Annotated in this window: 21 protein-coding genes; 8 read left to right on the forward strand and 13 right to left on the reverse strand. The window is 63.5% G+C overall.

The features are described from left to right. Positions 1 to 240: 240 nt before the first annotated feature. Both ABIB90_RS22075 and ABIB90_RS22080 read right to left on the reverse strand, forming a co-directional pair. The gene (locus ABIB90_RS22075; RefSeq protein WP_007595690.1) at positions 241 to 690 is read right to left on the reverse strand and encodes a DsrE family protein; all 450 of its coding nucleotides are present in this window, start codon (positions 688 to 690) and stop codon (positions 241 to 243) included. A 30-nt stretch (positions 691 to 720) separates the two neighbouring features. After that, positions 721 to 1341 (reverse strand): hypothetical protein, encoded by a 621-nt coding sequence (locus ABIB90_RS22080; RefSeq protein ID WP_354168240.1) that lies wholly within the window; start codon positions 1339 to 1341, stop codon positions 721 to 723. A 304-nt stretch (positions 1342 to 1645) separates the two neighbouring features. Here ABIB90_RS22080 and ABIB90_RS22085 point away from each other — a divergent pair, with 304 nt between their 5' ends. After that, a complete protein-coding gene (locus ABIB90_RS22085) occupies positions 1646 to 3196 on the forward strand; it encodes an SUMF1/EgtB/PvdO family nonheme iron enzyme (protein WP_354201361.1) in 1551 nt (516 codons plus the stop codon). A 17-nt stretch (positions 3197 to 3213) separates the two neighbouring features. After that, positions 3214 to 3657, forward strand: coding sequence for a DUF4399 domain-containing protein (locus ABIB90_RS22090; RefSeq protein WP_354201362.1), 444 nt, complete (start codon positions 3214 to 3216; stop codon positions 3655 to 3657). 3 nt (positions 3658 to 3660) lie between these two features. On the opposite strand, the gene ABIB90_RS22095 is transcribed toward ABIB90_RS22090, so the two are convergent. The 10 genes from ABIB90_RS22095 to pqqA all read right to left on the reverse strand — a co-directional run bounded on the left by ABIB90_RS22095 (position 3661) and on the right by pqqA (position 13660). Then, positions 3661 to 4716, reverse strand: coding sequence for a 2-oxoacid:ferredoxin oxidoreductase subunit beta (locus ABIB90_RS22095; RefSeq protein WP_018454076.1), 1056 nt, complete (start codon positions 4714 to 4716; stop codon positions 3661 to 3663). Further along, positions 4713 to 6560, reverse strand: a complete 1848-nt coding sequence (locus tag ABIB90_RS22100; RefSeq protein WP_007595684.1) for a 2-oxoacid:acceptor oxidoreductase subunit alpha — start codon at positions 6558 to 6560, stop codon at positions 4713 to 4715. Before ABIB90_RS22100 ends, ABIB90_RS22095 begins: the two co-directional genes overlap by 4 nt. Next, on the reverse strand, positions 6530 to 8329 hold the full coding sequence (locus ABIB90_RS22105) for an FAD-dependent oxidoreductase (RefSeq protein ID WP_354201363.1): 1800 nt from the start codon (positions 8327 to 8329) through the stop codon (positions 6530 to 6532). Before ABIB90_RS22105 ends, ABIB90_RS22100 begins: the two co-directional genes overlap by 31 nt. A 227-nt stretch (positions 8330 to 8556) precedes the next feature. After that, positions 8557 to 9234, reverse strand: coding sequence for a hypothetical protein (locus ABIB90_RS22110; RefSeq protein WP_354201364.1), 678 nt, complete (start codon positions 9232 to 9234; stop codon positions 8557 to 8559). 15 nt (positions 9235 to 9249) lie between these two features. After that, complete coding sequence (gene pip, locus ABIB90_RS22115; protein ID WP_354168229.1) at positions 9250 to 10233, reverse strand: prolyl aminopeptidase; 984 nt, start codon at positions 10231 to 10233, stop codon at positions 9250 to 9252. Further along, entirely contained in the window at positions 10226 to 11425 is a 1200-nt protein-coding gene (gene pqqE / locus ABIB90_RS22120; RefSeq protein WP_354168227.1) for a pyrroloquinoline quinone biosynthesis protein PqqE, read from the reverse strand. The genes pip and pqqE overlap by 8 nt, the downstream gene beginning before the upstream one ends. Then, positions 11422 to 11733 carry a pyrroloquinoline quinone biosynthesis peptide chaperone PqqD gene (gene pqqD, locus ABIB90_RS22125; protein ID WP_354168225.1) on the reverse strand — a complete coding sequence of 104 codons (312 nt, stop codon included), beginning with the start codon at positions 11731 to 11733 and terminating at the stop codon, positions 11422 to 11424. The genes pqqE and pqqD overlap by 4 nt, the downstream gene beginning before the upstream one ends. Before the next feature lie 10 nt (positions 11734 to 11743). Next, a complete protein-coding gene (gene pqqC, locus ABIB90_RS22130; RefSeq protein WP_502917016.1) occupies positions 11744 to 12511 on the reverse strand; it encodes a pyrroloquinoline-quinone synthase PqqC in 768 nt (255 codons plus the stop codon). A 20-nt stretch (positions 12512 to 12531) separates the two neighbouring features. Further along, entirely contained in the window at positions 12532 to 13461 is a 930-nt protein-coding gene (gene pqqB / locus ABIB90_RS22135; RefSeq protein WP_354168221.1) for a pyrroloquinoline quinone biosynthesis protein PqqB, read from the reverse strand. A 118-nt stretch (positions 13462 to 13579) separates the two neighbouring features. Then, a complete protein-coding gene (gene pqqA, locus ABIB90_RS22140) occupies positions 13580 to 13660 on the reverse strand; it encodes a pyrroloquinoline quinone precursor peptide PqqA (RefSeq protein WP_007595659.1) in 81 nt (26 codons plus the stop codon). Between the two features lie 249 nt (positions 13661 to 13909). On the opposite strand from pqqA, the gene ABIB90_RS22145 reads away from it, so the two are divergent. The 6 genes from ABIB90_RS22145 (at position 13910) to ABIB90_RS22170 (ending at position 18334) form a co-directional block, all read left to right on the forward strand. After that, positions 13910 to 14167, forward strand: coding sequence for a DUF6894 family protein (locus tag ABIB90_RS22145; RefSeq protein WP_354201365.1), 258 nt, complete (start codon positions 13910 to 13912; stop codon positions 14165 to 14167). A gap of 208 nt (positions 14168 to 14375) precedes the next feature. Further along, positions 14376 to 15776: an amidase family protein gene (locus tag ABIB90_RS22150; RefSeq protein ID WP_354201366.1), complete on the forward strand. Its 1401-nt coding sequence runs from the start codon at positions 14376 to 14378 to the stop codon at positions 15774 to 15776. Positions 15777 to 15778: 2 nt separating this feature from the next. Further along, positions 15779 to 16255, forward strand: a complete 477-nt coding sequence (locus tag ABIB90_RS22155) for a glutathione peroxidase (protein ID WP_354168217.1) — start codon at positions 15779 to 15781, stop codon at positions 16253 to 16255. Next, positions 16252 to 16509 (forward strand): DUF3297 family protein, encoded by a 258-nt coding sequence (locus ABIB90_RS22160; protein ID WP_007595651.1) that lies wholly within the window; start codon positions 16252 to 16254, stop codon positions 16507 to 16509. Before ABIB90_RS22155 ends, ABIB90_RS22160 begins: the two co-directional genes overlap by 4 nt. A gap of 148 nt (positions 16510 to 16657) precedes the next feature. Beyond that, complete coding sequence (tarD, locus tag ABIB90_RS22165) at positions 16658 to 17827, forward strand: D(-)-tartrate dehydratase (protein WP_354168215.1); 1170 nt, start codon at positions 16658 to 16660, stop codon at positions 17825 to 17827. A gap of 219 nt (positions 17828 to 18046) precedes the next feature. Beyond that, the gene (locus tag ABIB90_RS22170) at positions 18047 to 18334 is read left to right on the forward strand and encodes a GIY-YIG nuclease family protein (RefSeq protein ID WP_027519749.1); all 288 of its coding nucleotides are present in this window, start codon (positions 18047 to 18049) and stop codon (positions 18332 to 18334) included. A gap of 339 nt (positions 18335 to 18673) precedes the next feature. Here the strand turns inward: ABIB90_RS22170 and ABIB90_RS22175 are convergent, their stop codons facing one another. Beyond that, on the reverse strand, positions 18674 to 20026 hold the full coding sequence (locus ABIB90_RS22175; RefSeq protein WP_354168212.1) for a malonyl-CoA decarboxylase: 1353 nt from the start codon (positions 20024 to 20026) through the stop codon (positions 18674 to 18676). Between the last annotated feature and the right edge of the window lie 89 nt (positions 20027 to 20115).

Genomic DNA, 20115 nt, shown 5'->3' on the forward strand with positions numbered 1-20115 from the left:
ATAATCCATAATCTGTAAGTTATGGGTATATTCATAACCGTGGAGTTATGGATGTGTCAAGTGGGAAGCGGTGTGGGAAGCGATCCCGCAAACTCCTCTTACCTCTCCCGCTTGCGGGAGAGGTCGGCGCGCAGCGCCGGGTGAGGGCTCTCTCCACTTGGGGGTTCTCGATTGCTGAGACACCCTCTCCCCGACCCTCCCCCGCAAGCGGGGGAGGGAGCCCACCACTTTCGCTGCTACCTACGGCCGCAGATAGAGATAGCCCTGCGACTGGAGCTCGGCCAAACGGACGACGCCGCCCTTCTCCGCGCTGACGAAGCCCGGCAAGAGATCCGTAAGCGTGACGTTCTGCGCCTTCATCGTGTTGCCGCAGGCGGCAAGCTCGACGCCATCCTTGGAGAAATCGCCGACGCGCTTGCTGATGTCAGGGTTGGCCTGCGCCGAGTGAAACGCCTTCAGCGCCGGCCCGTGGATCACCAGTGCGATCGTCACATGCTCGGGGCCGCCGACGCCCTCGATGTGGTTCTGGATGTTGCCAAGGACGAAATTGACCTTCTCGGCATCGCTCAGGTGATACACCACCTTCAGCTTGTTGCCCGCGCCGGCGTCCGTCGCGGCGTTCGCGCTGGAGGCGCCAAGCGCTGCGCCCAGGCCTGAGATGGCGCTCCACAACATGTTCCGGCGGTTCATGACGATCTCCTCGATTGCGCCGGAGACATATCATTTGTGGCGGAGCGCGGCGAGTTCCTTGCGGTCGGTCACGAGCGAGGCGCATTCCTTATTGTCCGTTCGATCCAGGCGGAAAATCCCGTCGTCGGCGCCGGCGACCAGTGACAGTTCGGCATCCTCATCCGGCTTGTTGTTCTGCCAGACCCTGACCCGCGCCAGCCGCACGATCGCCGATTTGTCGTCGTTTGCGAGCGCGACGCCGATGCCGCCGCCCTCGCAGTCGACGCCGCAGCCGAGGCGGATTTCGGTGCCGTCCTTGGTGAACACGGTGTGATGACAGGAGCCGCTGGAATCGAAATCGCCCGAGCGGTGACGATACTTAAAACCGAGGCGGAAGGAATTGTGGAGCTGCTTGTCTTCGGTGTCCATCTCCGCCGAGATCAGCAGCTTCATCGCGGCGACCTTCTGCTTCGGATGACGCGCCAGGTGCTCGGCATCGTAGCGCCGCACGAAGCAGGCATAGGCCTTATTGGCGGGTGCGCCGGCATACATGCGCGCGTTGAAGGTCTCGGCTTCGGCCTTGCTGGCCTCACGGATATCGTCGGCCTCCTCGGCGTGGGCCGCGCCGGCGAAGGCGGCGAGGAAGACGGCAGCAACGAGAAAAAACTTCATGATGGCCTCGCGTGCAGCAACTGAGCTGTACTTTAGACGCGAACCCGGTGCGACGCGTTCATGGTTCGCACATCAATGACACGAGCATCGCAGGGCGGAGCGAGGTGATTAGTTCCACGCGGGGCGTTAGTCATCGGTGGGGTCATAAAGGTTCATTCGATGTAACGCCTTCGCCTTTCGGAAATCGACTCCTGCGATCCCCACGGACATTGCCCGATTTCGTCGATGTGATAGCCTTCACAGACGATCGCCTTTGGCAGTCGTAGGTTGGGGTCTGCCTTTGTAAGTTTGTGGAGTCCCCGCAATGGGCGAAATTCGCAACTTCAGATCCGGGAATGACGAGCCGCCTTCGCACGGCCCTATGCCTCGTCGCCTCGCGGCCATCATTGTCGGTGACATCGCTTCCTACAGCCGCCTGATGCAGGCCGACGAGGAGGGCACGCACGTCCGCGTCAAGCGGATCGAGCGGGATCTCATCCAGCCCAGCATCGTCGAGCACAATGGAAGTCTGGTGAAGACGACGGGCGATGGCTTCATCGCGATTTTCGACAGTCCGGTCGAGGCCGTCCGATGCAGCATCGTCATCCAGCAGAATCTCATCGGCCGCAACGCCTCGCTTCCGAAGGACACCCGGATCGAGTACCGGATTGGCGTCAATCTCGGTGATGTCATCGTGGAGCCGGACGACGTCTACGGCGACGGCGTCAACATCGCCACGCGCATCGAGGGCATCGCCGAGCCAGGCCAGGTCTTTATCTCCGGCGCGATCTACGAGCAGATCAAGCACAAGGTCGTGTGCGGTTACGAGTCGCTCGGGGACCGCAAGGTCAAGAACATCACCGATCCCGTGCGCGTCTATAAAGTGCTGCCGGATGCAGACGCGGTCGGCAGGACGCGGGGGCGGCGCGAGAATACTCTGATCTTTCTCCTGGGTATCACGCTGTCGGTGATTGCCGCCGGTGTGCTGTGGTATCTGCTGGCTCAGACACCGGGCAGGGTGAGCGAGCAGGCCACCGGGCCCACCGCTTCTCCCACCGCTTCGCCTGCCGCATCACCGAGCCCGCAGCCTCCGTCGCGCGAAGCAGCGCCGCAGACGCCGCAGCCTTCTCCCTCGTCGGCTTCGTCATCTCCGTCGCCCGCTCCCGCGCCGAGTCAATCGGCAAGTCAATCGGCCATTCCCGTCCGCGAACCCGAGATGGTCGCCATTCGCGGCGGCAGCTTTGCGATGGGAAGCAATGACGACCCGACCGAGCGTCCTGTCCATCAGGTGACGGTCAAGCCGTTCTCGATCGGAAAATATCCGGTGACCGTGCAGGAATGGAATGAGTGCGCCGCTGCAAAGGCGTGCGGCTTCACGGCCATCGGCAAGGACGATGCGCCGGTCAGCAATGTGAGCTGGACCGACGCGCAGCAATATGCGGCCTATCTCGCGCAGGCGACGAAGAAGACTTATCGGCTTCCGAGCGAAGCCGAATGGGAATATGCCGCGCGTGGCGGAACGCAGACCAAATATTGGTGGGGCGACAAGCTGCAGCCGGGCATGGCCGGTTGCAAGGATTGCGGTGATCTCGCGGCCGAGCAGCCGGCGAAGGTCGGCAGCTTCAGGCCTAATCCGTTCGGGCTCCACGACATGGGCGGCGGGGTCGATCAGTGGGTCGAGGACTGCTGGCACAAGACCTATCAGGGCGCGCCCGGTGACGGCTCGGCATGGAGCAGCGGGGAATGCAGCGCTCATGTCCTGCGCTCGGGCTCCTGGAAGAACGATTCGAGATATGTGCGGCCGTCCAACCGCGATGGCTACGACACCAACGTTCGTTATCCGACGCACGGATTCCGCGTGGCGCTCAGCCCTTAAGTGGAGGAGTTGGTTTGATGCAGATCCTTCGTTGCGTCGCGCTGGCGGCGGCGCTCGCATTGCTCCCGGGGGTGGCCTTTTCGCAGGGCAAGGCAGCGCCCAAGGACGCCAAGCTCTATTTCATCACCCCGCATGACGGGCAGAAGGTCCGCGGCGGATTCTGGGTCCGGTTCGGCTTGCGCAACATGGGAGTGACCCATGCCGGCGACGAGTATCAGAACGCCGGTCATCATCATTTGCTGATCGACGTCAACGACCCCATCGATCCCAAGGAGCCGATCCTGCAGGACAAGTCGCATCTGCATTTCGGGGCAGGGCAGACCGAAACGCTGCTCGAGCTTCCGCCCGGGTCGCACACGCTTCAACTTGTGCTGGGCGATGCCAAGCACTATCCGTTCGAGCCGCCCATCGTGTCGGAGAAGATCACCATACGGGTCAGGCAACCTGCCACGGCGCGGTAGCAATCACCGCAGGCTGGCGTTGAATTTGTCCAGCGCCGCCGAGCCCGGGCAGAGCGTGTCCGCTTCCAGCGTGTTGAGCGGCGTCTCGACCGTGTTGAGATGCTCGTGCAGATCTTCCGCATCAGGATCAACGTAGAGCAGGCCGGTGACGATCTGTCCCTTTGCGGCGTGCTTTTGCAGGAAGGTCTGGGCGCCGAGCCGGTCGTGCGGATCGTAGTCGGCGTCGATCTTGCGCAGCGCGATCCTGCTGCCGTCATGCTGCTCGACCATTTGCACCGTGCCGGGTGCGTAATCCACCGCGATCGGATCGCGGCCGACCAGCACGTCGAGCCGGTTCACCGCGTCATTGTGCTCGCGGACATAGTCGAAGCTCTTGGTCGAGCCGGCGTGATTGTTGAAGGCGATGCAGGGGCTGATGACGTCGATGAACGACGCGCCCTTGTGGCGGATCGCGGCCGCGATCAGCGGCACGAGCTGGGTCTTGTCGCCGGAGAACGAGCGCGCGACGAAAGTCGCCCCCAACTGCAGCGCGATGGCGACGAGGTCGATGGCGTTGTCGGTGTTGGTGACGCCCTTCTTGGACTTCGAGCCGCGGTCGGCGGTCGCCGAGAACTGGCCCTTGGTCAGGCCGTAGACGCCGTTGTTCTCGACGATATAGGTCATGTTCACCCCGCGCCGGATCGAATGGGCGAACTGGCCGAAGCCGATCGAGGCGGAATCGCCGTCGCCGGAGACACCTAGATAGATCAGGTCGCGATTGGCGAGATTGGCGCCGGTCAGCACGCTGGGCATGCGGCCGTGCACGGAGTTGAAGCCGTGCGAATTGCCGAGGAAATAGTCCGGCGTCTTCGACGAGCAGCCGATGCCCGAGATCTTCGCAACCCGGTGCGGCTCGATCGAAAGCTCATAGCAGGCCTCGATGATCGAGGCCGTGATCGAATCGTGGCCGCAGCCGGCGCACAGCGTCGAGATCTTGCCTTCGTAGTCGCGATGGGTGTAGCCGAGCTCGTTCTTCTTCAGCCCGGGATGGTGGAATTTCGGCTTTGCAATGTAGGTCATGACACGGCCTTGCGGAGCGGGGTCACCTTGAGGTGATCCTGGTGGTCGCCAATGGCTTTTGCGATGAAGCGGGCGGTGATCGGCGAGCCGTCGTAGTGCACGATCGGCACCAGCCGCACCGGGTCGATGCCGTTTTCGTTGACGATGAGCTGGCGCAGCTGGCTGTCGCGGTTCTGCTCGACCACGTAGACGAAATCGTGCTCGGCGAGGAAGCTCGCCACGCTGGAGTGGAACGGGAAGGCGCGGATGCGCAGGCGATCGAGCTGATGGCCTCGTGCCTCCAACAATCCGATCGCCTCGTCCATCGCCGGCGTGGTCGAGCCGAAATAGATCACGCCGTATTTGGTCGGCCGTTCCGCATTGGCCTGAAGCGGCCGTGGCACCAGATCCTGCGCGGTCTCGAACTTGCGCATCAGCCGCTGCATGTTGTCGGCGTAGACCGAGCCTTCTTCGGAGTAACGCGCATAGCGGTCGCGCGACGTGCCGCGGGTAAAATATGAGCCCTTGGTCGGATGCGTGCCGGGATAGGTTCGGTAGGGGATGCCGTCGCCGTCGACGTCGAGATAGCGGCCGAAGTCGCGGCCTTCCTCCAGCATCTCCGAAGTCATCACCTTGCCGCGGTCATATTGCTTGGCGTCGTCCCACTTCAAGGGACGGCAGAGCCGGTGGTTCATGCCGATGTCGAGGTCGAGCATCAGGAAGATGGTGGTCTGGAGCCGCTCGGCGAGATCGAAGGCCGCGGCCGCGAACTCGAACGCCTCGGCGGGATCCTCAGGGAACAGCAGCACATGCTTGGTGTCGCCATGCGAAGCATAGGCGCAGGCGATGATGTCGCATTGCTGGGTCCGGGTCGGCATGCCGGTCGAGGGACCGGCGCGCTGGATGTTCATGATCACGGCCGGGATTTCGGCGAAATATGACAGGCCGATGAACTCGGTCATCAGCGAGATGCCGGGGCCGGAGGTTGCGGTGAAGGCGCGCGCGCCGTTCCAGGAGGCGCCGATCACGATGCCGATCGAAGCGAGCTCGTCCTCGCCCTGCACGATGGCGTATTTCGCCTTGCCGGTTTCCGGATCGTGCCGGTACTTCTTGCAGTGGGCGGTGAAAGCCTCGGCCACGGACGAGGACGGCGTGATCGGATACCAGGCGCACACCGTGGCGCCACCATAGACGGCGCCGAGCGCGGCGGCGCTGTTGCCCTCGATGAAGATGCGGTCGCCGACCTTGTCGGACTTCTTCACCCGCAGCCCGGTCGGACATTTCAGGTTTTGCAGCGCCCAGTCGCGGCCGAGATGCAGCGCGTGGACGTTGGACGAGAGCAGCTTCTCCTTGCCCTTGTACTGCTCGCCGATCAGCTGCTCGATCAGCTTCGGATCCATGTCGAGCAGCGCCGAGAGCGCCCCGAGATAGATGATGTTCTTGAACAGCTGGCGCTGGCGCGGATCGGTATAGGTCGAGTTGGTGATCGCGGTCAGGGGGACCCCGATCACGGTGATGTCGTCGCGGAATTTGGTCGACGGCATCGGCTTGGTGGAATCGTAGAACAGATAGCCGCCGGGCTCGATGCCTGCGACGTCCTTGTCCCAGGTCTGCGGGTTCATCGCCACCATCATGTCGACGCCGCCGCGGGCGCCGAGATGGCCCTGTTCGGTCACCCGCACCTCGTACCAGGTCGGCAGGCCCTGGATGTTGGAGGGGAAGATGTTACGAGGGCTCACCGGAACGCCATGGCGCAGAATCGCGCGCGCAAACATCTCGTTGGCGCTGGCCGAGCCCGATCCGTTGACGTTGGCGAAGCGGACGACGAAGTCGTTTACGCTGCTGATCGGCTTTTTGTCGGACATGCTGAACCTGCGTGAGTCATCTCGATCAAATATTTCTGCATGTCCCAGGCGCCGGTGGGACAGCGCTCGGCACACAGCCCGCAATGCAGGCAGACATCCTCGTCCTTGATCATCACGCGCCCGGTCTTGAGGTCGCTCGAGACATAGAGATCCTGGTCCGGATGCAGCGAGGGCGCTTTCAGGCGCTGACGGAGATCGCCTTCCTCGCCATTGTCGGTGAAGGTGATGCAGTCCATCGGACAGATGTCGACGCAGGCGTCGCACTCGATGCAGAGCGAGGTCGAGAACACGGTCTGGACGTCGCAGTTCAGGCAGCGCTCGGCCTCGCCCAGCGCCAGCTTGACGTCGTAGCCGAGCTCGACCTCCGTGCGGACGTCCTTCAGCGCGATCACCTTGTCGCGATGCGGCACCTTGTAGCGCTTGTCGTTGGAGATGTCGTTGTCATAGCTCCATTCGTGGATGCCCATCTTCTGCGAGGAGATGTGCACCTCCGGCAATGGACGCTCGGTGACGTCCTCGCCCGAGAGCATCTTGTGGATCGACAGCGCGGCATCATGGCCCTGCGCCACCGCCCAGATGATATTCTTCGGCCCGAACGCGGCGTCGCCGCCGAAGAATACTTTCGGGTTGGTCGAGACGAAGGTTTGCGGATCGACCTTGGGCATGTGCCATTTGTCGAACTCGATCCCGCAGTCCTGCTCGATCCAGGGAAAGGCGTTCTCCTGGCCGACCGCGACCAGCACGTCGTCGCATTCGATGGTTTGGTCCGGCTCGCCCGAGGGCACGAGGTTGCGGCGGCCCTTGGCGTCGTATTCGGCCTTCACCTTCTGGAAGGTGATGCCGGTGAGCTTGCCGTTGTCGTGGACGAAGGCTGTGGGCACGAGGAAGTTGAGGATCGGGATGTCTTCGTGGAGCGCGTCTTCCTTCTCCCAGGGCGAGGCCTTCATTTCCTCGAAGCCGGAGCGCACGACGACCTTCACCTCTTCGCCGCCGAGGCGACGCGCGGTGCGGCAGCAATCCATCGCGGTGTTGCCGCCGCCGAGCACGATGACGCGCTTGCCGATCTTGTCGGTATGGCCGAACGAGACCGAGGACAGCCAGTCGATGCCGATATGGACGTTGGCGGCTGCTTCCTTGCGTCCGGGGATGTCGAGCTCGCGTCCGCGCGGTGCGCCGGAGCCGACGAAGATCGCGTCATACTTCTCCGCGAGCAGCGCCTTCATGCTTTCGATGCGGTGGCCGCCCTTGAAGTCAACGCCGAGACCCAGGATGTAGCCGGTCTCCTCGTCGATGACTGAATCCGGCAGGCGAAATTTCGGGATCTGCGAGCGCATCATGCCGCCGGCTCGTGGATCGCCGTCGAACACCGTGCAGTGATAGCCGAGCGGTGCGAGATCGCGCGCAACCGTCAGCGAAGCGGGACCGCCACCGACGAAGGCGACGCGCTTGCCGTTCTTGGCCGAGGGCCGCGGCAGGCGTTGGGTGATGTCGTCCTTGAAGTCGGCGGCGACGCGCTTCAGGCGACAGATCGCGACCGGGGTCTCCTCGACGCGTCCGCGGCGGCACGCCGGCTCGCATGGACGATCGCAGGTGCGTCCCAGAATTCCGGGAAACACGTTCGATTTCCAGTTGATCATATAGGCGTCGCTGTAGCGGCCTTGGGCGATCAGTCGGATGTATTCGGGAACGGGGGTGTGCGCAGGACAGGCCCATTGGCAATCGACCACTTTGTGAAAGTAGTCGGGGGCCGCAATGTCGGTCGGTTTCATTCCTACCCTGTCCGCGCAGGCTCAAAGACCCGGCGGCCTTTTCTTGAGCTTGGCGAACGCTAACGCGCGGCGATCTGGTTTCTGAATGACGTCATTGGGTTAGCTTATTAGAACCGGTCCGAAGTACAACGGCAAAATTCGCGCTTCCCCTCTTTCATGGGAGCTACGCGCGCACAGCATTAACGGCCGCGCGCGCTATGTGGCGGTGCAACATGTTGCGATGCGTCCTAGTTGCGCGCGATGTCGCTCTTCGCGAGGTCCCACATCAGGCTGTAGGTGCCGACCGACACGGGAAGCGGGAATGGCGAGGCGGCAGGGCCGGTGAAGCGCGCGGCGATCACGGCCGAGACCGCGCCGACATGCGTGCCGTCGATCAGCACGAACCAGTCGCGTGCGCCTTCGTTGCGCAGCGCCGGAATGTCCGCGGTCGCGCCCGACAATTCCGGCTCGCTTTCGAGCAGATGCATGGAGATGATGCCGTCGTGTTTTTCAGGCGCCAGCCGTTCTTGCAGTGCGTCACGCCACGCGGCTGCATTGTCCGGCGTCGGCCGCAGCCGCACGAGGCCGAGCGCCGCGCCGCGTCCGGTGCCGTTGCTGATCGTGATGCGTGCGACCACGCGCAGCATGTCCTTGAAATGCGCCATGCTCCGCCGCGACCATTCAGTCTGATTGGCGAGCCGCGCCCGGTAGGCGGGACTGTCGAGCACGTCGAGCGTCGCGGTTGAATACAGCGAGAGGTATTTGGGATTGGCAGCGTGCGCGACATAGCGCCGCGCCTCCAGAAAACCCTCGATCGCAACGCGCTCTTCCAGATGCTCGCGATCGTACCATCGATTGAAATCGGCTTCATCTGAAACGTCGATATTCATCGACGTCAGCAGCATGCTTTTTCCAGCGAGTGGCATTTTCTTGTTGTCCCGCTATCGAGAAATCTTCGAGGCGATATCCGCGATCGACTTCATGACCGCGTCTCGCACGCCGGTATCATAGAGCGAATGGCCGGCTTCTTCCACGATGCGAATCTCGGAACCCGGCCACGCTTTCGCTAGCCGCTCGGATGTCTCGGGAGGGCACAACAGATCGTAGCGGCCTTGGACGATGATGCCGGGAATGCCGTCGAGCTTGCCGGCGTTCCGCAACAACTGGTTCTCCGTCATGAAGCTGTCGTGAATGAAATAATGCGCCTCCATGAACGGTGTCGCCGGCAATGTGCGCCAGACGTTCAGCGACGCCAGGTCCAGCCGGGTCTTTGCCGCCTTGTGCTCGGACAAGGCGCGCTCGGTATCGTACCAGGCGCGCGAGGCCGGGCCATGCACGGCCGGATCGGGATCGAGGATGCGGCGATAATAGGCTTCCACCGGCCGCGCGCGCTCCTCGAGCGGCAGCACGCTCAGAAAATCCTCGTAGAGCGCGGGGTAGAATTGCGACAGGCGCGAGGTGAAGGCGATCTCGACTTCAGCACGCGTGCCGAGAAACGTCGCGCGGAGCGCAATCCCGGAAACGCGCTCGGGATGCGCCTGCGCATAAGCCAGCGCCAGCGTCGCGCCCCAGGATCCGCCGACCACCATCCAGCGCGCGACCCCGAATTTCTCGCGGATTTTTTCCATGTCCGCGATCAGATGCTGCGTGGTGTTGTGCTGGCGCGATCCCTTCGGCCGGCTGCGGCCGCAGCCGCGCTGGTCGAACAGCACGGTATGAAAACGGTCGGGATCAAACAGCCGGCGATGGTCGGGCTGGCAGCCGCTGCCGGGGCCGCCATGCAGGTAGACCGCGGGGATTCCGTCGGTGCGGCCGACGCTCTCGACATAGAGCTCGTGGCCGTCGCCGACGTCGAGCGTTTCGGAGGTCAGCGGCGCAAAGGGATCGGTGCGCTTGACTGAGCTGGCCGCGTCGGCGTCAGGCATCGTTCCCGGATTCCAGAGTGCCGCCGGCGAAATTGCGGTAGATGAAGCGGTTGGTGTCGCCCTCGGCCTCGCGCTCGGCCTGCTTGAAGATGGTCTCGTGCAGCGGCGACAGCGCACAGGCCGGATCGGTGTTGGCGGCGTCACCGGTCAGCGCAAAGGCCTGGCAGCGGCAGCCGCCGAAATCGATCTCGCGGAATTCGCAACTCTTGCACGGTTCCTTCATCCAGCCGGTGCCGCGATAGCGGTTGAAGGCCTCCGAGTTCTGCCAGATCCATGCGATCGAATGGTTGGAGCGCACGGATTCGAAGTCGAGCCCGGTGATGCTCTCGGCGGCGTGGCAGGGCAGCACCTTGCCGGCCGGCGAAATGTTGAAGAACTGCCGGCCCCAGCCGCCCATGCACTTCTTCGGCCGCAGCGCGTAGTAATCGGGCACGACATAGTCGATCGTCAGCCGGCCCTTCAGCCGCTCGCGCGCGTCCTCGACGATACGGGTGCACTCGTCGAGCTGCGCCACCGTCGGCATCAGCGCGGCGCGGTTCCTCAGCGCCCAGCCGTAATATTGGACATTGGCGACCTCGAGCCGGTCGGCGTCGAGATCGATCGACATCTGGATGATATCAGGCAGCTGGTGCAGGTTCTGCCGGTGCATCACCGCGTTCACGGTGAGCGGCAAATCGAGATCGCGCGTCCATTTTGCCACTTCGAGCTTCTTGCGATGCCCGTTTTTGTAACCGCCGACGCGATCGGCGAGGGCTTCTTCAACGCCCTGGAAGCTGATCTGCACGTGGCAGAGCCCGGCATCGGCCAGCTCGCTCAGCCGCTCGCGCGTCAGCAGCACGGCCGAGGTGATGAGGTTGGTGTAGAGGCCGACGTCGCTGGCATGCTTGACCAGTTCGACCAGATCCTTGCGCGCGGTCGGTTCGCCGCCGGAGAAATGCACCTGGAGCACGCCGATCTCGGCGAGCTCGCTCAGGACTTTCTTCCATTCCTCGGTGGTCAGCTCCTTGCCCGAGCGGTCGAGCTCGACCGGGTTGGAGCAATAGGGACATTGCAGCGGGCAGCGGTGGGTGATCTCGAGCAGCACGGCGAGCGGAATGCCGAACGTCTCCGCCGTCGAGCGGCTCTTCTCCAGCACCGCGAGGCTGTCACTGGCGTCGGGCGGAATGGTGGGATTGCCGAGCACATCGCTCATGACGTCTTCTCCCGGGCCTCCGTGAGAAAGCCCTTGTCGGCGAGATCCTGCAGCATGACGATGACGTCGGCCAGGATCGCCTCTCGCGGCGCGGCGTATTTTGCCGCGAGCTGGTCGGACATGTCGCCGACATTGCGCTCGCCGTCGCAGAGCTGCAAGACCTCGACCGCGATCTCGTCCGGCGCCAGCACGCGTTCGGGCGCCAGGATCACCCAGACTTTTCGCGTCTCGTCATATTTCAGCTTGGCGTGCCGCGGCAGCACCGGCCGGCTGGTCTCGCTGACGCTGATGTGACGCGGCCCGGCCATCGGTTGTTCCTCAGCTCGCTTTTTGGTGTTCTTGGGGCACGAACGCGCCCGGCGGAATGTGGCCCTCGACATAGGCGTGTTGGAGCGCGTCGAGCTGCACCCATAGCACGTTGGTCTTGAAGATCAGCGCGTTGCAGACCGACGCGCGTTGCTCGGGCGTGGTGGCGTGCGCCTTGACATAGTCGAGCGCAAACCCGGCGTCGCGCGGCGCCTGTGCCAGGCGGCGCTTGAAGTAGCTCATGGTGTCAGGATTGACGAAGTCATAGTGCTCCAGCATGCCGGCAATGCGCTCCTCGTGCAGGTTCGGCGCGAACAATTCGGTGAGCGAGGAGGCGATTGCCTCCAGCGGCGACTTCTCGCGGCAATAGTGGACATAGGCTTCGACCGCGAAGCGCGTCGCGGGCAGGATGCCCTCGGTCGATTCCACATAAGCCGTGTCCAGCCCGAGGCCGTCGGTCAGCTTCAGCCAGCGCTCGATCCCGCCTTCGGAGCCGATATCGCCGTCATGGTCCTCGATGCGGTGGCGCCATTCCACGCGCGTGGCGCGGTCGCGGAAGCGCGAGATCACCACCGCGTCCTTGATCGGGATGGTGCTCTGATAATAGTAGCGGTTCAGGGCCCAGGCCTGGACCTGGCCCTTGTTCAGCTTGCCGCCGTGCAGCAGTCTATGGAACGGATGCAGGCTGTGATAGCGCGTCGCACCGATATGGCGCAGCGTCGCCTCCAGCTCCTCGGCGCTAGTGAGCCTGATGTCCTTGCCGATCGAGAGCGCGGTCATTCCAGTCAGTGACGCGGCATTCACAGCACGATCTCCGTTCCGTCAGCGGGTATCTGCCAGCCCGCCGCTTCAGCGGCCTTGCGCTCGGGGGATGCGGGCAGCAGTGCCGGGTTCGAGTTATTGATATGCAGAAATATCTTCCTGTCGAGTGTGAGGTCGGCGAGCCGCGCGATGGCGCCGTGGTCACCGGACATCGCGACGTGGCCCATGCTCTTGCCGGTCTTGTGGCCGAGCCCAGCCTTGATCATCTCGTCGTCCTGCCACACCGTGCCGTCGAAGAACACCAGCGAAGCGCCGTCGATCTCGGCCTTGAGCGCGTCGGTGACCTCGGCGCAGGCGGCGATGAAATAGAAGCATTTGCCGGTCGCTTTGTCGGTGATCTTCAGCCCCAGCGTATCGCCCTCGCCGGTGTCGCCGCCCGGATGCGCCTTGCCTTCCAGGTACCAGGCCGATTTGCCCGAGACCGCGAAGGGCCGCACCTCAAGTCCTGAGCGCGCCCCGTCCGGCAGCCGCGGCTCGAACGGCTCGTTGATGCCGACCGGCAGGCGCTGCACGTTCTTCTCGTTCAGCACGTTGAAGATGCTGTTGGCCTTCAGGATCGCCAGCACCTTCTCATGCGCATAGACCGCGAAGGGCGAGCCCTCGCGCATCGACAGCAGGCCTGCCACCGCGTCCACTTCGCTGTTGGTCAGGATCACGCCTGCGATCGGCGTATGGCGCAGCGCGCCTGCCTTCGGATGCAGCTGTGGCGTCGCATTCAATTGCTGGCGGAGGTCGGGGGAGGCGTTGATCAAGAACCAGTGCTCGCCGTCGCCAGTGAAGGCGACCGAGGCTTGGGTCCGTTGCAGCTCTTGGCCGTTATCACGGGCCGTCCGGCAGCCCTCGCAGCCGCAATTCCATTGCGGCACTCCGCCGCCGGCTGCGGCGCCCAGGACGACGACGCGAAGCATGATCCGTCTCCTGGAGGCAATGTCGCGAGGTGGACCTCACGCCAACACAAATCCTGTCTTCCGGACATGCATCGTGACCGAAAGATCCACCTGCGCAGAACGCGAACTCACCAACCGCTTACTTGCGGGTAGCGCTCACATACATGTTGATTTCCATGCCACAGGGCACTTCGACGATCTTCGGGGCTTTCCAGGCCATTTCGGCTCTCCATTTTCGAGATTTCGGACGTATCCGCCCGGGGCTAAGTTACTGCGAGCACAAAAGTTCGCCAGTGAAATTTTCCCGAGGACGGGCATATTGCGCCGCGAAAAAAGCGTGGGGAACAGTACTTTCTGGTGATGCGGCCCTGCGCTCGGCGCATTCGGTCGCGAACCCTGTCCTGATAAAGCAGTTGTGAGTGCAGTGCAGCTTTCAATCCGGTACAGGCGACCCAACTGGAACTTCGTGATGCCCAGATATTTCTTCAACACCCGTATCGGCAACGAACTGATCTTGGATCCTGAGGGAGAGGATCTGCGCAATCCCGACCGTGCCTGGGAGGTTGCCCGCCAGATGATTCTGGAGGTGCTGAGATCGGAAGGCACCCAGCCGGCCCTGCTTGAGGCCGTGATCGAAGTTACCGACCGCGAAGGCGAGATCGTGCTCGAATTCCCCTTCACCGAGGCATTGCTGGACATCCCGGACCAGTCCGCCACCCGGCATTAGAGGTCCGCCGCTCTTTCCCCGTCATTGCGAGGAGCCCTTGCGACGAAGCAATCCAGACTGCTTCCGCGGAGGCACTCTGGATTGCTTCGCTTCGCTCGCAATGACGGCGAATGAGGCGTCACCCGGCTCTCGCCCTTCGCCCCTGCGAAATCCGCATGGCTTTGCCGCGTTCCCGGGGCTAAAAGACGCCGGTTAAACGGAGCAAGCCATGCAAGATCTCTGGCGCCTGTCGGCCGCCGACCTCGCCACCCTCGTCAAAACCAAAAAGGTCTCCGCCAGGGAGGCCGCGCAGGCCGGCCTCGCCCGGCTCGACGCCGTCAATCCCCAGCTCAACGCCGTGATCGACCACCGGCCCGAGGACGTGCTCAAGCAGGCCGACGCCGTCGATGCCGCCATCGCCAGGGGCGAGGACCCAGGCCCTCTCGCCGGCGTGCCCGTCACCATCAAGGCCAATGTCGACCAGGAGGGCTTTGCCACCACCAACGGCCTCAAGCTCCAGCGCGACCTGATCGCGCGCGAGGACAATCCGGTGGTCGCCAATTTCCGCAAAGCCGGCGCCGTTCTGCTTGGTCGCACCAATTGCCCCGCCTTCTCCTATCGCTGGTTCACCACCAATTTGGTCCATGGCGACACCAAGAACCCGCGCGATGCCTCGCTGACGCCGGGCGGCTCGTCCGGCGGCGCCGGCTCGGCGGTCGCGGCCGGCATCGGCCATATCGCCCATGGCACCGACATTGCGGGCTCGATCCGCTATCCCGCCTATGCCTGCGGCGTGCATGGTCTGCGCCCGACGCTGGGCCGCATCCCCGCCTTCAACGCGGCGTTGCCGGAGCGCCCGATCGGCCCGCAGATCATGGCGGTGTCGGGCCCGCTGGCGCGCACCGTCAACGACATCAGGATTTCGCTCGCGGCCATGTCGGCCCGCGACATCCGCGATCCCTGGTTCGTGCCCGAGCCGCTGGAAGGCCCCGCGCGGCCGAAGCGCGCCGCGCTGTGTCTCAATCCGGACGGCCTTGCGACCACACCGGAGGTGAAGGCAGCCGTGACCGATGCCGGCAAGCGCCTGGAGGGTGCGGGCTGGACGGTCGATGTGATCGAGAACACACCGCCAATGCGCGAGGCGGTCGAGTGGCAGATCAAGCTCTGGCTCGGCGACGGCTTTGAGGCGCAGCTGGAGATGGCCGAGCGTGAGGGCGATCCCGGTGCGCTGGCGTGCCTGCGCGGCAACCGCGCCAGGGTCACGCCGATGGACCAGGCGAATTACGCCAAGGCATTGACCCGCCGCGCCACGCTGACCCGCGACTGGATGCTGTTCTTCGAGACCTATGCCGTGCTGCTGACACCGGTCTCCGGCGAGCTGCCGTTCCCGGATCATCTCGACCGCAAGGACGAGGAATCCTTTAAGCGGGTCTGGGAAGCGCAACTGCCGCAGATCGCCACTCCCTTCATGGGCCTGCCGGGCCTCGTGGTCTCCACCGGCCTCGTCGGCAAGGCGCCGGTCGGCGTGCACATCGTGTCCGGCCGCTATCGCGAGGATCTCTGTCTGCTCGCAGGCGAGGCGATCGAGGCGGGCGGCGTGCCGCCGTCGCCGATCGATCCTGTGGGTTAGCGATGGCCGTGATCTACGACTTCAAGGCCAACTCGCTTCTCGGCGAAGAAGTGCCCATGCGCCGCTTCGAGGGACAGGTGCTGCTGATCGTCAACACCGCGAGCAAATGCGGCTTCACGCCGCAATATCGCGGGCTGGAGGATCTGCATCGCGATCTCAATCCGCGCGGCTTCTCGGTGCTCGGCTTTCCCTGCAACCAGTTCGGTGCGCAGGAGCCTGGGCCGGCGAGCGAGATCCAGGCGTTCTGCTCGACCAACTACGACGTCACCTTTCCCCTGTTCGAGAAGATCGACGTCAACGGCAGCAATGCGCATCCGTTGTATGAGTACCTGAAACGCCAGCAATCCGGCCTGCTGGGCGCCTCCATCAAATGGAATTTCACCAAATTCCTGGTGGATCGCGCCGGCAAGGTGGTTTCGCGCTATGCGCCGACCGCGCGGCCCGAAGGATTACGGCAGCAAATCGAGACCCTGTTATGAGCGAGACAATCATGAGCGACGAATTTCCGGACCGCCTCTCGGTCGATCCGAGCAGCCCCTATTACAACGCGGACATTTTGGCGCGCGACGTCGGCATCCGCTTCAAGGGCGTCGAGAAGACCAATGTCGAGGAGTACTGCATCAGCGAAGGCTGGGTCCGCGTCACCGCCGGCAACGCCAAGGACCGTCACGGCAACCCGCTGACCATCAAGGTGCACGGCCCGGTCGAGCCGTATTTCAGGGATAAGAAGTAAGAGCGCGCTCTCTCCACTCGTCATCGCGAGCGCTCTCTCCTCCGTCATTGCGAGCGAAGCGAAGCAATCCAGGATCTTTCCGCGAAGGCAGTCTGGATTGCTTCGTCGCTTCGCTCCTCGCAATGACGAAAGTGAAAGGCCAAACCCCATGTCCGTCCGCATCGTCGACGTCCGCGAGATCACGAAACCGATCTCTTCGCCGATCCGCAACGCCTATATCGATTTCACCAAGATGACGACGAGCCTGGTTGCCGTCGTCACCGACGTCGTGCGCGACGGCAAGCGCGTCGTCGGCTACGGCTTCAACTCCAACGGCCGCTACGGGCAGGGCGGCCTGATCCGCGAGCGCTTTGCCTCGCGCATCCTGGAGGCCGATCCGAAATCGCTGCTGAATGCGGCCGGCGACAATCTCGACCCCGACAAGGTCTGGGGTGCGATGATGACCAACGAGAAGCCGGGGGGCCACGGCGAGCGCTCCGTCGCGGTCGGCACCATCGACATGGCGGTGTGGGATGCGGTAGCGAAGATCGCAGGGAAACCGCTTTTCCGCCTGCTGGCTGAGCGTCACGGCGTCAAAGCCAATCCGCGCGTGTTCGTCTACGCCGCCGGCGGCTATTATTATCCGGGCAAGGACCTCTCGATGCTGCGCGGCGAGATGCGCGGCTATCTCGATCGCGGCTACAACGTCGTGAAGATGAAGATCGGCGGCGCCGATATCGAGGACGACCGCGCCCGCATCGAGGCGGTGCTGAAAGAGATCGGCAAGGACGCGCAGCTCGCCGTCGATGCCAACGGCCGCTTCGATCTCGAGACCGGAATCGCCTACGCCAAGATGCTGCGGGATTATCCCTTGTTCTGGTACGAGGAAGTCGGCGACCCCCTCGACTACGCGCTGCAGGCAGCCCTCGCCGAATTCTATCCGGGACCGATGGCAACGGGCGAAAACCTGTTCAGCCACCAGGACGCCCGCAATTTGATCCGCTACGGCGGCATGCGGCCCGACCGCGACTGGCTGCAATTCGACTGCGCGTTGTCCTACGGCCTGTGCGAATACCAGCGCACGCTGGAGGTGCTGAAAACTCATGGCTGGTCGCCGAGCCGCTGCATCCCCCACGGCGGCCACCAGATGTCGCTCAACATCGCAGCCGGCTTAGGCCTCGGCGGCAACGAGAGCTATCCCGATCTGTTCCAGCCCTACGGCGGCTTCCCCGACGGCGTCCGCGTCGAGAACGGCCACATCACCATGCCGGAGCTGTCAGGCATCGGCTTCGAAGGCAAGTCGGATCTCTACAAGGAGATGAAGGCGCTGGCGGAGTAGCGCAACGCGAGGGGCGCGACGGCCGCGCCACACACTCCGTCATTGCGAGCGCAGCGAAGCAATCCAGAGTGTTTCCAAGGAGGCAGTCTGGATTGCTTCGTCGCATCAGCGCAAATTGCTTTGCAATTTTGTCGCGAGCTCCTCGCAGTGACGATGTCGGCGAAAGTCTCGCAATCATCTCTTGGATATCATGAAAGCTCTCCTCAGATGAGCACGATCATGAAGCAGCCTTGCGTGTACATGTTCGCCAATCGCCGCAACGGGACGATCTATACAGGCGTCACGTCCAATCCACCGCGCCGCGCGTTCGAGCACCGCGAGGGCTTGGTGAAGGGGTTCTCGTCAAAGTATGGCTGCAAGCTTCTCGTCTGGTACGAGCTGCATGCGACGATGACCGACGCGATCACACGCGAGAAGCAGATCAAGGCCGGCAGCCGGGAAAAGAAGCTTGCGCTGATCGAGAGCGTCAATCCGGATTGGATGGATTTGTACGAGACGCTAATCTGATTGCACCAGGTGTCACCACACACCCCGTCATTGCGAGCGCAGCGAAGCAATCCAGAGTATTTCCACGGGAGCAGTCTGGATTGCTTCGTCGCAAGGGCTCCTCGCAATGACGGTGGCGAGAGGGGAGCGCTTCGACGGGCGCTTCGCCTGCTGCGGGCGAATTGCTGGGATTGCGCGAGGTGTCGCCACAATCTCCGTCATTGCGAGCGCAGCGAAACAATCCAGAATCTTTCCGCGGAGGCAGTCTGGATTGCTTCGTCGCAGAGCTCCTCGCAATGACGGCGGAGAGAGCGTCGTCGGCTGGGTTCGCCTTGACGATGTGCCGTGAGCCGAATGTCTCTACGACAGCCGCATGTCCAGCAGCCGCCGCCCTTCGCCCTTCAGCAGCTTCTTCACCGCGCTCGAGGCCACGACCTCGCCGTCATTGGCGTAGGCTTCGTGGTTCTTCTCGATGTCGTCGAGGCGGTAGAGATAGTTGACCATCACGCCGGCGGACTCGCGCACCCCCTTGGGCGAGAGATCGCCTAACCAATTGATGCGCTCGAGGCGGGCGCCGTTGCCGAGATGGAAGCGCGCGACGGAATCGATCAGCTTGCCTTTCGGCGTGCGTGCCTTGAGGAAGTAGTGCGCCGCGAGGGGTTCGATCACGCCACGTAGCAGTGTCGTGGTCTCGGGGTTCTCGAACCATTTGGGATCGTCGAGGCGCTTCAGGATCTCGCGGTCCTCGTCCGACAGCGGCAAATCCTTGTCCTGCTTCACCCATGGCATGAAGCCCGGCACCGGCGACAGCGTCACGAAATTGTCGAGCTTGGGCAATTCGCGGCGCAGCTCCTCCACCACCTGCTTGATCAGGAAGCTGCCGAAGGAGATGCCGCCGAGACCGCGCTGGGTGTTGGAGATCGAGTAGAACACGGCGGTGCGGGCGCGCTCGATCGGGACGGAGGGGCGGTCGACCGCGAGCAGCGGCGCGATCGCGCCGGGGATCGTCTCCGTCAGCGCCACCTCGACGAAGATCAGGGGCTCGTCGACCATCGCGGGATGGAAGAAGGCGTAGCAGCGACGGTCGACCGGATCGATGCGGCGGCGCAGATCGTCCCAGTCGCTGATCTCGTGTACGGCTTCATAACGGATGATCTTTTCGAGGATGTTGGCCGGGGTCGACCAGTCGATCCTGCGCAGCACGAGAAACCCCCTGTTGAACCATGACGAGAGAAGATGCGAGACGTCGCGATCGAGTGCGGCGAGATCGGCGTGCCCGTTCATCATGTCGAGCAGGTCGGCGCGCATCTTGACGAGATCGCCGGTGCCGCCGGGCGCGCGGTTGAGGCGGCGGATCAGCTCCTGCCGGCGCGGCTCGGAGGCGAAGTGCAAGGCGCTGGCATCCTCGTCGGCCGGCTTGGCGCGCCATGTCTCGATCGCCTTGGACAGGCGTTCCCGATCCGGGCCGAAATCGCGCACCAGTGCTTCGAAAAAGGCGCGACGTCCCGCCGCATCCAGGTCCTGGTAGATGTCGAGCACCTCACGCGCCATGGCGGTGCCCGAAGCTTCGCCCCGGCCCGACAGCAGCGCGCCGCAGAGCTCGATGAGCCCATCGGCGTCCTGCTTGGTGTCGGCAGAATCCCCGCGGCGAAGCAGAGTGCGGCCACGCTCGGAGATGGTGGTGAGCAGGTCGGAGAAGAAAGCGTTGGCCATCGGGGCTTTCGTGTCAGGTTTGTGCGGTGCGGGAATCTTACACGGGATTTGGGCGGAAGCCGATCACAATCAAGCGGGGGATTTTGGCA

This window comes from Bradyrhizobium sp. JR4.1 (genome assembly GCF_040548605.1).
Taxonomy (GTDB): domain Bacteria; phylum Pseudomonadota; class Alphaproteobacteria; order Rhizobiales; family Xanthobacteraceae; genus Bradyrhizobium; species Bradyrhizobium canariense.

Bases quoted from the DNA above. Each gene is read 5' to 3' on its own strand.
- ABIB90_RS22075 (WP_007595690.1), bottom strand. From the start codon at position 690: ATGAACCGCCGGAACATGTTGTGGAGCGCCATCTCAGGCCTGGGCGCA.
- ABIB90_RS22080 (WP_354168240.1), bottom strand. From the start codon at position 1,341: ATGAAGTTTTTTCTCGTTGCTGCCGTCTTCCTCGCCGCCTTCGCCGGC.
- ABIB90_RS22085 (WP_354201361.1), top strand. From the start codon at position 1,646: ATGGGCGAAATTCGCAACTTCAGATCCGGGAATGACGAGCCGCCTTCG.
- ABIB90_RS22090 (WP_354201362.1), top strand. From the start codon at position 3,214: ATGCAGATCCTTCGTTGCGTCGCGCTGGCGGCGGCGCTCGCATTGCTC.
- ABIB90_RS22095 (WP_018454076.1), bottom strand. From the start codon at position 4,716: ATGACCTACATTGCAAAGCCGAAATTCCACCATCCCGGGCTGAAGAAG.
- ABIB90_RS22100 (WP_007595684.1), bottom strand. From the start codon at position 6,560: ATGTCCGACAAAAAGCCGATCAGCAGCGTAAACGACTTCGTCGTCCGC.
- ABIB90_RS22105 (WP_354201363.1), bottom strand. From the start codon at position 8,329: ATGAAACCGACCGACATTGCGGCCCCCGACTACTTTCACAAAGTGGTC.
- ABIB90_RS22110 (WP_354201364.1), bottom strand. From the start codon at position 9,234: ATGCCACTCGCTGGAAAAAGCATGCTGCTGACGTCGATGAATATCGAC.
- pip (WP_354168229.1), bottom strand. From the start codon at position 10,233: ATGCCTGACGCCGACGCGGCCAGCTCAGTCAAGCGCACCGATCCCTTT.
- pqqE (WP_354168227.1), bottom strand. From the start codon at position 11,425: ATGAGCGATGTGCTCGGCAATCCCACCATTCCGCCCGACGCCAGTGAC.
- pqqD (WP_354168225.1), bottom strand. From the start codon at position 11,733: ATGGCCGGGCCGCGTCACATCAGCGTCAGCGAGACCAGCCGGCCGGTG.
- pqqC (WP_502917016.1), bottom strand. From the start codon at position 12,511: ATGACCGCGCTCTCGATCGGCAAGGACATCAGGCTCACTAGCGCCGAG.
- pqqB (WP_354168221.1), bottom strand. From the start codon at position 13,461: ATGCTTCGCGTCGTCGTCCTGGGCGCCGCAGCCGGCGGCGGAGTGCCG.
- pqqA (WP_007595659.1), bottom strand. From the start codon at position 13,660: ATGGCCTGGAAAGCCCCGAAGATCGTCGAAGTGCCCTGTGGCATGGAA.
- ABIB90_RS22145 (WP_354201365.1), top strand. From the start codon at position 13,910: ATGCCCAGATATTTCTTCAACACCCGTATCGGCAACGAACTGATCTTG.
- ABIB90_RS22150 (WP_354201366.1), top strand. From the start codon at position 14,376: ATGCAAGATCTCTGGCGCCTGTCGGCCGCCGACCTCGCCACCCTCGTC.
- ABIB90_RS22155 (WP_354168217.1), top strand. From the start codon at position 15,779: ATGGCCGTGATCTACGACTTCAAGGCCAACTCGCTTCTCGGCGAAGAA.
- ABIB90_RS22160 (WP_007595651.1), top strand. From the start codon at position 16,252: ATGAGCGAGACAATCATGAGCGACGAATTTCCGGACCGCCTCTCGGTC.
- tarD (WP_354168215.1), top strand. From the start codon at position 16,658: ATGTCCGTCCGCATCGTCGACGTCCGCGAGATCACGAAACCGATCTCT.
- ABIB90_RS22170 (WP_027519749.1), top strand. From the start codon at position 18,047: ATGAAGCAGCCTTGCGTGTACATGTTCGCCAATCGCCGCAACGGGACG.
- ABIB90_RS22175 (WP_354168212.1), bottom strand. From the start codon at position 20,026: ATGGCCAACGCTTTCTTCTCCGACCTGCTCACCACCATCTCCGAGCGT.